Consider the following 15,147-nt stretch of genomic DNA (forward strand, 5'->3'; position numbering starts at 1 on the left):
TAATTGGATAGGAGAGAAAGGATGAACCAAGACTTTTTTGACGCTTTTATATCCTATGGAAGAGCAGATAGTAAAGATTTTGCTATCGAACTACATAGGAGTTTGGAATCTCAGGGTTATGATCTTTGGTTGGATCAAAATGACATTCCTTTTGGGGTTGATTTTCCCGAAGAAATCAAACAGGGAATTGCTAAATCTCAAAATTTTCTTTTCATTATCTCTCCCCATGCTATCCACTCTCCCTATTGTAAAGAAGAAATTGATTATGCTGTTAAATATAACAAACGTATTTTACCTTTACTGCACGTAGAAAAAATCAATAAACAGATTTGGCAACAACGTAATCCTAAGGGAGAAGACCAAGATTGGCAAGAATATTGTTCCCAAGGCAAACATTCTAGTTTCACACAGATGAGTGAGGATATTTCTAAGGTAAACTGGATTTATTTTCGGGAAGAAATGGATGATTTTGAAACATCTCTTACTGCTTTGGTGGAGGTTTTACAACGGGATCAAGATTATGTTTATCAACATACTAAATTACTCAATCAAGCTTTGCAATGGGAAACCCATAAAAAACAATCTCAATATCTACTAATTGGACAAGAAAGACGCAATGCAAAGCAGTGGTTAAAACGAAATTTTTTTCATCAACAATCTCCTTGTGAGCCAACATTTCTTCATTGTGAATTTATTGGGGAAAGTGAAAAAAATGCTCATCGTGATCTGGCAAAAATATTTATTAGTTATCTAGAGCAAGATCAATTATTTGTGGACAGAATTTGTCGTACTCTCATGCAAAATGGTCACACGCTCTGGAAAAGAATAACAGATATAAAAAATTCAGAAACTGCTTACTCAAAAAATCTAGATAGAATTGAAAAATCTGACAATTTCATTTATATTTTTTCTCGAAATTTATTAGATAATAGTTCAGAACAAGAACTATGGGAACAAGAATTAAAATACGCTTTATTTCTCAACAAAAGAGTTTTTGTTATTCACTTAGATACGAAAGATTTCGGGGAATTATATTCACTGCTTTCTGAGACAGAAATTCTCGACTTTTCTGACTATAAAAATGAGGAGCAATATAAAAAAGATACCGATGAATTAATTAAAATGATTCTAGAAGAAAGCGATTATTATCAACAACACAAAATTTTATTAGTAAAAGCACTGCAATGGGAAAAGCAAAATAAATATCCAACTCTTCTCCTTAGAGGAAAAAGTCTTAAGAAAGCGATGATTTGGTTAGAAACAGCCAAGAAATACTCACGTAATCAACCCATTTCCCTACAAAAAGATTATATTTTAACTAGCTCCAAACAACCCACCGTTACTAGCTTTGATGTTTTTATAGCACACGCTTATTGTGATGTAGATTTTGCAGATCAGTTAAATGATGCTTTAGAAATTCAGGGAAAAACCTCTTATTTTGAACCCCAAAACTCAGAAAATACCAATCATGAAGAAATAGAAATAAAAGAAATAATTAATCGTTGTGATAATTTTATTTTAATTGTTTCTCCTGACTCCAAAAATCTAGAAGATTGTCAAGAAGAAATCGATTATGCTCAAAGTCTTAACAAAAGAATTATAATAGTTTTCTACTGTTTTAAAGAAGAACCAAACATTACTGTTGAAGGTCAAGAAACAATCTACTTTTCGAGAAATCAAGCCAACTTTTTTAGTAAATTCAACGAATTAATCAGAGTTTTAGAAACAGATCGCTCTCATGTTCATAGTCATACTAAATGTTCAGCCAGAGCCTTAGAATGGGAGAGAAATAATCGTCATGAAGACTATCTACTAAGAGGTAACGAATTAGTAATTACTCAAACCTGGTTCAACGAAACTAACACTAATCAAAAAAAACCAAAAATCACCAACTTACAACAAGAATTTATTCAAGAAAGTCAAAAACTACAACATCGCCTCAAATTTCAAGAAGAATTAGAACGTCAACAAAAATTAAAACAAGCGCGACGCATTACTTTAGGTTCTATTATTGCAGGAATAATCTTAGCTTGCTCAACCGCTATTACCCTGATAGAACTAAGACAGGCCGACATTAATCATATCAAAACTATCATAGTCTCCTCTCAAGCTGACTTAGAATCAGGATATGCTTTAGACGCTCTTGAAAAAAGTTTACAGGCACACCAAGATGCCAAAAACCATTGGACAAAACGAATCTCATGGTTGCTACCCATCACAAAACTTCCTGACTCCTTGCATAATGACATTTTTGATACCATCAGACAAGCCAGCAATGAAGTTAGAGAAAAAAGGATTACCATTGAGACTCGATCCGGTTTAAGTACCTTAGCAGTCAGTTCCCAAGAAAAAATTCTCGCTACAGGTTCTCAACAAGGGGTAGTCAAACTTCATAATATCCAAGAAAATTTTCAACTCTTAGACGCACAACCAATTCCCTACGGCGACAAAATCACTGATCTCAGTTTTAGTCCCGATGGCCAAAAATTAGCGATCGCCTCTTGGAGAACTTTAGTACGCATCTGGGATCTAGAAAACAATTATTATATTGAAACTTTACCCCATGATAGTTGGATTAATCGTCTCAGTTTTAGTCCCGATGGTAAACAACTGGCCACCGCTTCTATGCAGGGAAAAATCACTCTCTGGCGTGTCCCCGACAATAATGGGACAAAAATGGAGAAACAAGGAGAATTTACCGTAAATGGCCAGGCCATCGCCCTTCATTTTAGTCAAGATAGTCAATATTTAGCAGTGGGAACCAATCAAGGTCAAGTTGTCATCAGTCAACGCCAAGGCCAGCCTATCAGTGAATTTACTGTTAATAGTGCCGTTAACGATGTCGCCTTTAGTCCCGATGATAGCCTCTTAGCTGTAGCTACCGAGGAAGGAAGAGGAGAACTGTGGCAGTGGCAAACCCAGGAGCAAATTAGCCAATTAGAAGGGCATACAAACCGCCTCAACGCCATCATTTTTAGTCCTGATGGTCAACAGCTTGCCACCGCCTCAGAAGACACCACAGTGCGCCTCTGGGACCTCTCTGGGAAGAGTTTAGAGATATTCCCCGGCCATAAAGACGGAGCAACGCAACTAAAATATATTAGGGATAATTTAGTGGCAACAGCAGCCGATGGAACTTTGCATCTATGGGATTTAACCTGGAAAAAATTACCCCAATTACAAGGCCATATTCAAAGCGTCTATCAAGTTAAATTCAGCCCTGATGGAGAAAATATTGCCACTGCTTCGGCCGATGAAACAGCCCGTTTATGGAATTTGCAAGGGGAACAATTAGGAATTTTTTCCCATGAGGGACCAGTTACCAGCATCAGTTTTAACGCTGATAGTCAACTGCTGTTAAGCGGTGCAGCAGATGGTATTGCCCGTATTTGGAATCTTGAAGAACAAATCTCACAAGGTTCTGTTTTAGAAGGTTATAGCGATCAATTTTTTCGGGTTAGTTTTAATCCCAAACACTCCTATTGGGTTGCCGGGGCGACTCATGGAGAAATTAGAGCTTATCATGATCAAACCAATAAATTGACGTATCAAACAACTTCTGACTTAATCACCGATCTCAGTTTTAGTTCTGATGGTCAACGTTTGGCCACTGCTTCTTTTGCTGAGGGTGTTTTGATTTGGAATACTGAAGAACTTTTGAACCCTTCTTCCAAAGCTAAACCGCAAACATTACCATTTTTCCAGCCAACTAGCATTGCTTTTAATTCTCAAAATCAAATGTTAGCTATTAGTTCCAAAGACGGATATATTAGTCTTTGGAATTCTCAAAACAAGAGAATTAGAAAATGGCTTGCTCATCAAGATAGTATTCTCAGTGTTAGTTTTAGTCACGATGGTCAATATCTGGCTACCGGTTCTTGGGATGGAACCGCTCGTTTATGGAATCTTCAAGGGGAAAGATTAGCTCAATTTACCAGCAATGCTGGCCCAGTTTTTAGTGTTGCTTTTAGTCCCAATGATCTGTGTTTAACTGAAATATTGGGCAAAAAAATTAAAGGAGATTGTCTAGCAACAACTTCTGCTGAGGGAACTGTTTATATATGGCGAGTAGAAAGCGAAGAAGAACTTCTACAAAGAGCCATTAAAGCCAATTCCCAACGAGTGTATAAGCAGACCAAATATTAGGTCTTTGATTACTGGGGTCTTGTAACATTTCTTGTTGAGTTAATTGAACTGCTTTAATTTTAGTCATATTTGGTTGTTGTAATTTTTCATAAAAACTGGCCATAAAATCAGCCGTTGTATTATCGAGAACTGGCCATAAAGTGGCTAAGGTACTACGAACTCCTGCTTTAACAGCAACTCCAGCTAATCCTAAAACCGACCGTTCTCCACCGGTTGCGGTTTCACAAGCACTAAGAACTAATAAGTCCAATGATGTTGAGTTAATGTTATCAGTTTTACTCAATAAATCTTCTACTTGTCCTAAGTCAAGAAGTTGATCGTATAACAAAATAAAAATATCATCTACATTAGAACTAAACTGAGCATGAGTAGCTAAATGAAGAACAGAAAAATTGTTATCTTCTAGTAAGTTTTTGAGGTTATTTTCTGTTAGAGTTTGATTCAGTAATGTTTTATTTTCTGGAATTAGAGAGGCTAAGCTATCTAATTCAATTTCTACATTTTTTAGGGGACTAAAGGGAACTCCGTCGATGACTCTTTTTTCACTAATACCAGCAACTAAGGCATTCAATGGTTGTTCTTGAGCTAAAACAGAAGGTAATAATTGCAGTCCAGGCACTAAAGCAACTCCATAATTTTCGATCAAATATTGTTTATTTTTGCCATCATAAAGCACTGCCATAGGAATATTACGTAATAAACCATCAAGTACAAATACTAAATTTTCAATATTATTTTCTTGTAATTCTTGTTCCAAGGGTTCAATTAACCATTGATAAACTTGTTGGGAGAATCGTTTAACATTAGTGGTTTCTCCTGATAATTTTAGATATTTTTGTAAACTAAGAAGAACATCTTTAACTTCTTTTTGTGGAACTTTTTTGCGGTAATATTTAAGTTCTTGTTGTTGAGAAATTTTGAGAATAATCTCTAACGATTGGTCTAAAATAATAGCATGAATAACGGCTATAGATTCTCTAGAATCATCTACTAAGCGATCAATTTCTTGGGGTTGAGCAGCTAAACAAGGCTCATTAAAAAAGTCATCTAATTCTGCTAATTGTAATCCCTCTACAATGTTACGAGCTTGTCTTAAGTTTTCTTGAGATGGAGTGATATATTTTTCTCTATTTATGTCTTGATTAGCTCCCAACAAGAGAGCGATTAATTCTCTATAAACTGGTTCGACACTATCACGAAAATTAAATTGAATATCGGTGTTAGTTCCCACTAAATCTTGACGTAAAGATTGAAGTAACTCAAAGGCAATATTATAGGATTTAATGCCAGCTTCTACTTTGTTTTGAAGGGTATAAATCTTTCCTAGTTGCCAATGCCAAAAATAGGCAATTTCTGGTGTTTCAAATGCAGATATATTTTGCAGTGCTTCTGATGTTAAATCGGCGGCTTTTGATAAGTTATTTAACTGCTGATTTAAGGCTCCTAAATAGCCCAGTCCATAGGTGATGGCTCTATTATCTTGCAGTTGAGATTGCCCTTTTCCTTTAGCTTTTTCAATAACACTACTAATAATTTCCTCAATGGTTGCAGTGCTGGGAATAACAATAGTTTCCAGAGATTGCTGGGAATTGATATAACACTGACGCAATAAAGGAGAAGAACGATCTAGAAGGGAATTTTTATCATTAAAACGTAAGCAAATTAAAGTTTGAGCAAGTTGTAACTGACTATAAAGACTTTGATGAGAGAATCCTAAAATTTGTCGTTGCTTGAGTGCATAATTAACTAAATTTTCTATTTCTTGAGGAGATACTTGACCCGTTTTCAATAAAAGTTCCAGGCGATTAATTTGAGCTTGAAAAACTCGCTCAGGATTAATTGTTTCTTGTGCTTTTTGATAGCTAAAATCTGCTAAACTGGCATAGAAACTAAAATTATATTCTTGTCTTGGTGACTCAATTGTATCAATACAGTTAGCTAAAGTCTCAAAAAAACTACCTTCATTTTCTTCTGAATTTAATGCGGTAAGACAACTATTATTCAAGGGAGACAATTGCTCTGATTTAGTTATATTAACAAAAGCTCTTGCAGTATTACCTAAATTGAGCCAAACAACCCCTATTTGTTCAGAATTATTGATAGTTTCACTAATCTTGCCACTGGTTAATAAAATTTCTAGAGCCGTTTCTAGGTTGCTTTGAGAAACTAAAACATTACTCAAACTCACTAACCCTAAACTGTACAAAGATAAAAAGTTAATTTCAGTTTGTTTTTGTTGTAAACTTTGTCTAAAACTTTCCCTATCTTCTCTCAATAGTTTATTATTAGGTTTACAAATATCACTATCTAAGCTTAAAGCATCAATAAGAGTCTGACAAGCTCTTGGATATAATCCTAATTGCTGCATCGCATTAGCTTGATTAATTCGAGTACGAAGAATACGCTGAGGTTGATTAATATTTTCATAGAGACTAATCGCTTTTGGCCAAACTTCTAAGGCCATTTCTGGATGTCCCAAATTAACGTACAGTTGTCCTTGAATTTCTCTTGTATTGGCAAGTATGCGTTGTTGTTGAGGACTCTGAGGATGAGTTTCCAATATTTGTAGGCTAGATTCGATCGCTTCTTGTGCTAAGTCCCATTGTCCCAATTTTTGATGACTCAAAGATAGATTGGTCAAGGCCATAGATTGATTTAGCTTATCTCCCTCACTTTCAAAGCTGTCGGCTGCTTTTTGCCAAGTCTCTATGACTTGTTGCCATTGCCCTCTGCTTGCTTGTTCACGGGCTAAATTAATCCAAGAAATCCCTGCATTAGCCATTAAACTATTTTCTGGAAAATTACTTACCCATGATTGAGAAAAATTTGTCTCAGTAATTTCACTCACAACCTTTCCTTTACTAACTTCGGCTGTGAGTTGAGTCGGAATTATAGTTAGGCTTAAAGACAAAAAAAACCAAACCAGACTCATTATGAGCGATGTTCGCTGTTTTTTCATAAATTTGAAACACTCCACACTCTATAACATATATTAATAGGAATCAGTATATTAACTATATCTTAATTCTCCTCACACTTCCCACAGGACCTATTTTATTAACTTGCCAGTTTTATCCTAGTAATATTACGGAAAACTATCAGTATTTTTTAGTGTATTTTTTGTAAATAAAACTTATGGTTTTCGTATAAATAACTATTTTTCAAAAAGTACGAGACAATTCATTTTTATTATTATAAACTAGAGACGGAAAAAATATAATTAGTTGTTGATACCCTAACAAGAATCACTGAATTAGTTTAACTAAAACCTATCTGTTTCCCGAAATATTCTGATTGTTATCAATATAAAAAATCATCTAAACAATAGACAAGGTTACAAAAATGTACAACGGAACAAAACATCCTAAAAAATATAAATTAATTCCATCTCTTATAGCTTTTGGAGCTATTACTTTTTACTCCATGCCAGCCTCGGCCCAAATAGTAATTCTACCTTTTGACATATCAATCATTGGTTCCAATTCCACCGATTCCTCCTCGCAAATTACCTCAAACTCAACAGGTTCTACCTCTTCACCGTTTTCTAATGAGGGGAATCCCAGTTCATATAATTCAAATAATAATAATGGTAGTGGTGGTTCTTTTTCTCCATTTGTAAGCACTCAAGGTTCCACAAATTCATCTGATAACAGTAGTAGTAATACTGATGATAATAATGAAACTTTCAGTAATGAAACTTCTGGTGGTGTTTTGGATGATGAAACAAGTTTCCTTTTAGCTCAATTTTCCAACGATAATCAACCAGACAATCCACAAGGACCTCAGAGTCAGGCATCTGGAAGATTTAGTGACACCCCAGATCCTAATGATCCTAATTCTGGTGGCAATGTTCAGCCAGCTAATGGTGGTGGTGATGTTCCTGATATTGGTGACAATGTTGATCCTGGTGATGGTGATGGTGATGGTGATGGTGATGGTGATGGTGATGGTGATGATCCCGATCCCGTGACGACTGCTGCTACCTCAATCCCTGAACCAACATCAGTAACAGCATTAGCTATCATCGGGTTGGTTGGTATTTTGGCTAAACGCAGTAAATAAGACCCCGCAGTTAACGACGGAGTTATAGCAGTCGCCAAAGCTATTAGGACATTTTTCTGTTCCCTGTTCCCTGTTCCCTGTTCCCTTAAAATATAATTTATGTGTCCTAACTAGCCTGTCTATTGCTATAATATGAAAAGTCTTCTTTTTCAAGAAGACTTTTTTAGAGTTACATAATCTTGCGATAAACAGATATTTTATGCTATAATAAGCAATTGTGTCGAAATTTTATATTAATGTTATGCCTAAACTAAAAACGCGCAAAGCTGCCGCCAAGCGTTTTCGATTAACAGGAAGCGGGAAGAAAATTGTTAGGCGAAAAGCTTTCAAAAATCACTTATTAAATCATAAAAGTGCTGAAAGAAAGCGTCGTCGTTTGTCTAATGCAGCCTTAGTTAGTGAACAAGATGAACCCAATGTTCGCTTAATGTTGCCTTACGCCTAAAATTAACTAGATCACCTAAGTAGATTAACACACAAACAGAGTAACTATGACCAGGGTAAAACGGGGTAATGTCGCCCGAAAACGTCGCAAAAAAATCCTTAAACTAGCGAAAGGGTTTAGAGGAAGCCATTCTCGTCTATTTCGTACCGCTAACCAGCAGGTAATGAAAGCATTGCGCAATGCTTACCGCGATCGCCGTAAACGGAAACGGGATTTTCGTCGCTTGTGGATCACTCGTATTAATGCTGCAGCCAGACAAAATGGCATGAGTTATAGTCAATTAATTGGTCAGATGAAAAAGGCTAATATTGAGATTAACCGTAAAATGTTAGCACAATTAGCGATTCTTGACCCTGATGCTTTTAAAAAGGTGGTAGAAACAGCTAGTGCAGCCAAATAATGGATAATTGATCATGGATAATTGATATTTCATTATCAATTATTCATCAGAAAATCTTACTGTTTCGCCACAATTCATGGGACAATGGGAAAGGCGATCGCAGTTAGTAAAGAATGAGTCAAACACCGAAGATAATAGTCTTAGATGATGATCCAACCGGTTCCCAAACGGTACATAGTTGTTTACTGTTAATGCAGTGGGACGTTGAGACGTTACGATTGGGGTTAAGGGATGAAGTTGCTATTTTCTTTATTTTAACCAATACGAGGGCATTAACTCCCCAAAAAGCAGCAGAAGTCACCAGAGAAGTTTGTCATAATCTCAAAATTGCTATCGAAGCGGAAAAAATAGCAGACTTTGTAATTGTTAGTCGTTCTGATTCTACCCTCAGAGGTCATTATCCCATAGAAACGGATGTTATTGCTGAAGAATTAGGGGGTTTTGACGCTCATTTTTTGATACCTGCTTTTTTTGAAGGAGGAAGACAAACTCTTGACAGTGTTCATTATTTAAACATTGACGGAAAATTAACACCGGTTCATGAGACAGAGTTCGCTAAAGATTCTGTTTTTGCTTATCATTATAGTTATCTTCCAGACTATGTAGAAGAAAAGACCAAAGGAGGTATTAAAACAACAGAAGTTGAACGATTTTTATTAACAGATATTCGGCAAGGTAGTTTAGAAAGATTGATGCAGCTACAAGGAAATAAATGCGGAGTAGTTGACGGAGAAAAACAAGAAGATTTAGATAAATTTGCTGAAGATTTATTAACCGCAGCAGCATCAGGTAAACGCTTTTTATTCCGCAGTGCCGCGAGTATCCTAACATCTTTAGCGCAATTAGGCAAACAACCCATTGCAGCAGAAGCAATGGCAGAATATAAACCAACAAATAAACCTGGAGTAGTTTTGGTGGGTTCTCATGTTAAGAAAACAACCCAACAATTACAAGACTTATTAACTCAAGCAGATGTGGTAGGAATAGAAGTTGATGTTAAACAATTACGAGATCATCCCGATAAAAAAGATGAGTTATTAAACAGTATTTTAGAACAGGTTAAAAGCGTTCACGAACAAGGTAAAACCCCTGTAGTTTATACCAGCAGAGACGAGTTGACCTTTGAAACCGTACAAAAAAGATTGGATTTTGGCGTTGCGGTTTCCTCTTTATTAATGGAAGTAGTTCAAGGTTTACCCCGTGATATTAGCTTTTTAATTAGTAAAGGGGGTATTACTTCTAATGATGTTTTGAGTACCGGTTTAAACTTACAATCAGTACGATTATTAGGACAAGTTTTAGCCGGATGTTCAATGGTAAGAACCGAAAAAGATCATCCTTCATTTCCTAACTTACCTGTGGTTTTATTTCCTGGAAATGTGGGTAATGTTCAGGGTTTAAGTAAGGTTTATTCTCGCTTGAAACAATAATTGGTGAAATTTTAAAAAAAATTATTATTGAGAAATAGTTGTTTCTTCGTACAAGTTAAACATATATTTCTCTTTGCTATTTCATCTTAAAAACTTAACTATGTTAGTTTAAGTTTTAAAGGAGAACAAAAATCATCAACCCCTGTTTTGAGAACATATAAAATAATAGGTAACACTAAAATATCTGGTATTTTTTTTGTATTCATTAAGTGATTAATAACAGGAATAATATGACCTTCTGAAAGTTCATTGGTAAGATTTTCTTGACAAATTTCTACCCGATATCTTTTTGCTAAACCCTCTAACCAATCTGTGCGATCGGGGCTTTGCCCTACAGTTAAAGCAAGGTTAATGGCTGCATCGTCTAAGTCACCATCACAAACAATAATTTCATCTAAAGCAGCGATCGCATCAGGATAATCAGCAAGTTGGGAACGATAATAAGTAATTTCTGAGAGGGTTAAAGAGGGCATAATTTACTATGAATAAACGAGAAAAATTAATGAAGCTTGAATGAATTATCTTTTATCATTCTAACAAAAAAATCAAAATATATTAAAATTAATAAATTTTTCAAAAAAACTAATCTTAAGTCCTAATTTCTGATACTTTTAGTTATGCTAGTTAATAGATTAAAATAAAAATGGGTTGATTTGAGAATAAGAAAAAATGATTAGATTAAAACCTTGGCAATGGGTAGTCTTAGCAAGTCCTGTGATCATTATTGTTAGTTTTTTTATCATTGTAGCAGGAATACAAATTCATCAATGGGGAATTAATTGGATCTGGGCTGTTTTTGTCTTAATTTTGCTAGGATGGCGTTGGTTATTGGTCAAATGGACAAAACCAGTCGAACAACAAATTGAAACCTTTATTTCTCAAATTACCCAAGAAGGAGACAACCAAGAAAACCAAATTGCTGCCACGGTTGACGATCAAGAAACCATTAGTAAAATAGAGACCATTCTCTACAATATTATCCAAGAAACTCGTAACGATCGCCCTTTTTGGGAAGACTGGCCCACCTTTTGGCAACGATGTGAGAGTTTAGTAAGTGCGATCGCCCACGTCTATCACCCAGAAATCAAATATCCTTTACTAAATATCTATGTTCCTCAAGCTTATGGACTTATTCGGGGAACCATTAATGATCTCGATCGCTGGATGCAAAAATTAGCCCCTTTTCTCAATCAAGTCAGTATCGGACAAGCTTATCAAGCTTATGAAGTTTATCAAAAATTAGAACCCAATGCCCGTAAATTATGGCGTGTTTGGAACTGGAGTCAATGGATACTTAACCCAGTGGTTGCTTTAGCGAAACAAACAAGTAGAAAATCCACTCAAGAAGCAAATCAACAACTTGTGGTTAACTTCGGACAAACCTTCCGAGAAACCGCTTTAAAAATTCTGGCTAAACAAGCGATCGCCCTTTATAGCAACAAAAATATTCTCCCTTCAGATAAATTATCTGTCCCAGAAAAACCCCTTTCTACTGCCAAAACCGAAACCCTCCGAGAGATTATTTCTAAAGTACAACCTATTGAAAAAATAGAAGCCAAACCGGTTAATATTTTACTTGTAGGAAGAACCGGCGCAGGAAAAAGTAGCCTGATCAATACTTTATTTAAAACAAAGAAGGCTCAAGTAGATATTTTGCCCAATACAGATAATTTTACCGCTTATAATTGGAGAGATTCTACAGGAGAAAGTTTAACCATTTGGGATACTCCTGGGTATGAACAAATCAACCGTCCTCAGTTTCGGGAACAGGTGTTAAATTATTGTACAAAAGCAGATTTATTATTATTAGTTACTCCGGCACTTGATCCTTCTTTAGAAATAGATATGAAGTTTCTAGAGGAAGTTAAAAGGGAGATTACAGACTTAACTATGATTGCAATTGTAACGCAAGTAGATCGTTTAAGGCCAATGAGAGAGTGGCAACCTCCTTATGATTGGCAACAGGGAAAATTACCGAAAGAAGTGAGTATTAGAGAGGCCACAGCTTACCGTGTCGAGATATTTGGGGACAAATGTGACTTTATTTTACCCATTGTTACCCGTGATGGAAACGTTGGCCGAGAGAGTTGGGGGATTGATGTTTTAACTAATACTTTATTAGCATCTATTAAACCCTCAAAACAACTAAGATTAGCTCGTTTTTTACAACAACGAGAAGCCCGTTCTGTTGCTGCTGCAAAAATCATTGAAACTTGTACTTTACGACTAAGTACAACCGAAGGAATAACAGCGTTATTAAAAAGTCCTGTATTGCAGTTTCTTTCTACTTTAAGTACAGGGTCGTCTACCTTAGCTTATTTATTAGCTGAACAAATACCTGTTGAACAATTACCTTTGGTTGTAGGTAAGTTACAAATGGCTTATGATCTCTTCTGTTTGTTTGACTCGGATGAGGTTTATCTTAAACAGTTTGACTTGTTATCTTTGTGGCCATTATTATTAGATAATTCTGGAGTGAGTCAAGATAATGCTTGGGCGTTTGGTCAAGCAATGGTTGAGTTTTTAAACATAAATATGACCATTGAAGAGTTAAGAAAGCGATTTAAAGATTATTTAGACTCTAATGTAGGGTGAGGAAATAGTAATCAGTTATCAGTTATCAAAATTAAGTCTGAGTATAAGGGAACAGCAAATAAGAAAAAAGATATCTCATCAATTATTCGGTGATTGCTACAGCATTTGGTTTATGCTGTCTACAGCTTGTTAAGAAATATTCACAACCGTGATCCCCATGACAAAATCATCAAAAACAAAAGCGATCGCCGTTTTAACAGACTTTGGTTTAGAAGATGGCTATGTTGGAATTATGAAGGGGGTTATGGCTACAATTAACCCTTATATCCCCATTATCGATCTTACCCATCAGATTGCACCTCAGCAAATTTGGGCAGCGAGGTTTTGTTTAATGAATGCTTATCCCTATTTTCCCAGGGATACAGTGTTTTTAGCGGTAGTCGATCCAGGGGTCGGAAGTAAAAGACGCAGTGTCGCTATTAAATGTTCTCAAGGATATTTAGTCGGCCCTGACAATGGTTTATTTAGTGGTATTTTGGCAGAAGATCCAGCCATCAAAGCGGTATCTCTAACCAATAGTGACTATTGGCGTATTCCCGATCCTAGTTTAACCTTTCATGGCCGAGATATTTTTGCCCCAGTTGCTGCTTATTTAGCTTCTGGAGTTGCTTTAGAAACATTAGGGAATATTATTCCTATTAATAGTTTAGTCCCTTTTCCTTTAGAATCTCCCCAGGTTACAGCAAAAAAAATAGAAGGCTCGATTCAATATATTGATCATTTTGGCAACTTAATTACTAATATTTCGTCCATGGAAGTTAGGGATAAAGATTGGTCGGTTAAAATTGATGATAAAATCATCAAATCTGGTTTAACTTATAGTGATGTTGCCAAAGAAGAAATGATAACATTAATGGGTAGTCATGGCTGGATAGAAATTGCCGTAAATGGGGGAAATGCACAAGATAAATTACAACTTCAATGGGGAGATGATATTACTATTATCTTTGAAATGTAGACAAAATAACTCAACCACATAACATAAAATAAGCAGAAATGCAAACAAAAACATCATCTTATATTTGGCAAAAATTTAGTCGTGATCCCTTAGCTATTTTTGGCTTAGTTACTCTAGCTATTATTTTTATTTTCGTGATGTTCGGCTCACTTTTTTATCAGGTTCCCATTGATAAAATTGATTTTACTAAAATAAGTTCTTTCCCTAGTTTTGAGCATCCCTTCGGCACAAATTCTCTCGGACAAGATATTTTAGCAAGGGTTTTATTTGGAGGCAGAATTTCTCTAACAGTGGGAATTTTAGCTATGTTAGTGGCTATTTTTTTAGGGACAACTATCGGGGCGATCGCAGGATTTTATGGCGGAATAATTGATAGTTTATTAATGCGTTTAACAGATTTATTTTTAGCCTTACCTCAGTTACCTTTATTATTGTTAGTAGTTTATTTATTTCGGGAACCCATTAAAAAGATCGCTGGTCCAGAACTAGGGATTTTCATATTAGTTGTGATCGTCATTGGTGGACTAAATTGGATGTCTGTGGCCAGATTAGTCAGGGGAAATATTTTAAGATTAAAAGAAATGGAATTTGTTAAAGCTGCCATTACATTAGGGGCAAATTCTCAGCGTATTATTTTAATTCATCTACTTCCTAATGTCTTGAGTTTGATTATCGTTGCAGCAACTTTAGGAGTAGGTAATGCTATTATTACCGAATCAACATTAAGCTTTTTAGGACTAGGTTTTCCCCCTGATGTTCCTACTTGGGGACAAATGTTATTCCAAGCCAAAGATTATTTAGATACTGCCCCTCATACTGCTTTTTTTCCTGGTTTAGCTATCTTTTTAACAGTTCTAAGTATTAACTACATTGGCGATGGTTTAAGAGATGCTTTTGATCCTAAAAATAAATAATAATATTTTGGTTTATTAATTGAGATAGGGATGGGGGAGTGTGGGAAGTGTGGGGAGTTTGGGGAGAATTTTTAACCGAATGTCGGGCAGAATTCCCTAACGTTCCATAACTTAGGGATGAATGCCCGACCAACATATAAAACTGCGAAGCATCCTTATTTCTTAGTTTCTAACCCTCCTGACTGGTTTTTGATATA

At 35.7% G+C, this 15,147-nt stretch carries 10 protein-coding genes; 8 read left to right on the top strand and 2 right to left on the bottom strand.

What is annotated here, in order from left to right:
- The first annotated feature begins 21 nt into the window (after window positions 1-21).
- Window positions 22-4,146 carry a TIR domain-containing protein gene (locus tag QNJ66_RS08365; RefSeq protein WP_300505134.1) on the top strand — a complete coding sequence of 1,375 codons (4,125 nt, stop codon included), beginning with the start codon at window positions 22-24 and terminating at the stop codon, window positions 4,144-4,146.
- Here QNJ66_RS08365 and QNJ66_RS08370 read toward each other — a convergent pair.
- Window positions 4,103-6,994 (bottom strand): CHAT domain-containing protein, encoded by a 2,892-nt coding sequence (locus tag QNJ66_RS08370; RefSeq protein ID WP_300505136.1) that lies wholly within the window; start codon window positions 6,992-6,994, stop codon window positions 4,103-4,105. The genes QNJ66_RS08365 and QNJ66_RS08370 overlap by 44 nt on opposite strands.
- A 494-nt stretch (window positions 6,995-7,488) precedes the next feature.
- Between QNJ66_RS08370 and QNJ66_RS08375 the strand changes: the two genes are divergently transcribed.
- From QNJ66_RS08375 to QNJ66_RS08390, 4 genes are all read left to right on the top strand, one after another.
- Complete coding sequence (locus tag QNJ66_RS08375) at window positions 7,489-8,208, top strand: hypothetical protein (protein WP_300505138.1); 720 nt, start codon at window positions 7,489-7,491, stop codon at window positions 8,206-8,208.
- Window positions 8,209-8,449: 241 nt separating this feature from the next.
- Window positions 8,450-8,653, top strand: coding sequence for a 50S ribosomal protein L35 (gene rpmI / locus QNJ66_RS08380; protein WP_300505141.1), 204 nt, complete (start codon window positions 8,450-8,452; stop codon window positions 8,651-8,653).
- A 46-nt stretch (window positions 8,654-8,699) separates the two neighbouring features.
- Window positions 8,700-9,053 carry a 50S ribosomal protein L20 gene (rplT, locus tag QNJ66_RS08385; RefSeq protein ID WP_300505143.1) on the top strand — a complete coding sequence of 118 codons (354 nt, stop codon included), beginning with the start codon at window positions 8,700-8,702 and terminating at the stop codon, window positions 9,051-9,053.
- A 113-nt stretch (window positions 9,054-9,166) separates the two neighbouring features.
- Window positions 9,167-10,483, top strand: coding sequence for a four-carbon acid sugar kinase family protein (locus tag QNJ66_RS08390; protein WP_300505146.1), 1,317 nt, complete (start codon window positions 9,167-9,169; stop codon window positions 10,481-10,483).
- A 98-nt stretch (window positions 10,484-10,581) separates the two neighbouring features.
- Here the strand turns inward: QNJ66_RS08390 and QNJ66_RS08395 are convergent, their stop codons facing one another.
- A complete protein-coding gene (locus tag QNJ66_RS08395) occupies window positions 10,582-10,956 on the bottom strand; it encodes a hypothetical protein (RefSeq protein WP_300505148.1) in 375 nt (124 codons plus the stop codon).
- A 196-nt stretch (window positions 10,957-11,152) separates the two neighbouring features.
- Between QNJ66_RS08395 and QNJ66_RS08400 the strand changes: the two genes are divergently transcribed.
- From QNJ66_RS08400 to QNJ66_RS08410, 3 genes are all read left to right on the top strand, one after another.
- The gene (locus QNJ66_RS08400) at window positions 11,153-13,078 is read left to right on the top strand and encodes a GTPase (protein ID WP_300505150.1); all 1,926 of its coding nucleotides are present in this window, start codon (window positions 11,153-11,155) and stop codon (window positions 13,076-13,078) included.
- Between the two features lie 157 nt (window positions 13,079-13,235).
- Window positions 13,236-14,036, top strand: coding sequence for an SAM-dependent chlorinase/fluorinase (locus QNJ66_RS08405; RefSeq protein WP_300505152.1), 801 nt, complete (start codon window positions 13,236-13,238; stop codon window positions 14,034-14,036).
- A 38-nt stretch (window positions 14,037-14,074) separates the two neighbouring features.
- The gene (locus tag QNJ66_RS08410) at window positions 14,075-14,950 is read left to right on the top strand and encodes an ABC transporter permease (RefSeq protein WP_300505154.1); all 876 of its coding nucleotides are present in this window, start codon (window positions 14,075-14,077) and stop codon (window positions 14,948-14,950) included.
- Window positions 14,951-15,147: the final 197 nt, after the last annotated feature.

The organism is Crocosphaera sp., assembly GCF_030064895.1.
GTDB lineage: Bacteria > Cyanobacteriota > Cyanobacteriia > Cyanobacteriales > Microcystaceae > Crocosphaera.

Excerpts from the sequence above, each read along its gene's own strand:
- QNJ66_RS08365 (WP_300505134.1), top strand. The coding sequence starts at position 22 with ATGAACCAAGACTTTTTTGACGCTTTTATATCCTATGGAAGAGCAGAT.
- rpmI (WP_300505141.1), top strand. The coding sequence starts at position 8,450 with ATGCCTAAACTAAAAACGCGCAAAGCTGCCGCCAAGCGTTTTCGATTA.
- QNJ66_RS08405 (WP_300505152.1), top strand. The coding sequence starts at position 13,236 with ATGACAAAATCATCAAAAACAAAAGCGATCGCCGTTTTAACAGACTTT.
- QNJ66_RS08410 (WP_300505154.1), top strand. The coding sequence starts at position 14,075 with ATGCAAACAAAAACATCATCTTATATTTGGCAAAAATTTAGTCGTGAT.
- QNJ66_RS08395 (WP_300505148.1), bottom strand. The coding sequence starts at position 10,956 with ATGCCCTCTTTAACCCTCTCAGAAATTACTTATTATCGTTCCCAACTT.
- QNJ66_RS08390 (WP_300505146.1), top strand. The coding sequence starts at position 9,167 with ATGAGTCAAACACCGAAGATAATAGTCTTAGATGATGATCCAACCGGT.
- QNJ66_RS08400 (WP_300505150.1), top strand. The coding sequence starts at position 11,153 with ATGATTAGATTAAAACCTTGGCAATGGGTAGTCTTAGCAAGTCCTGTG.
- rplT (WP_300505143.1), top strand. The coding sequence starts at position 8,700 with ATGACCAGGGTAAAACGGGGTAATGTCGCCCGAAAACGTCGCAAAAAA.
- QNJ66_RS08375 (WP_300505138.1), top strand. The coding sequence starts at position 7,489 with ATGTACAACGGAACAAAACATCCTAAAAAATATAAATTAATTCCATCT.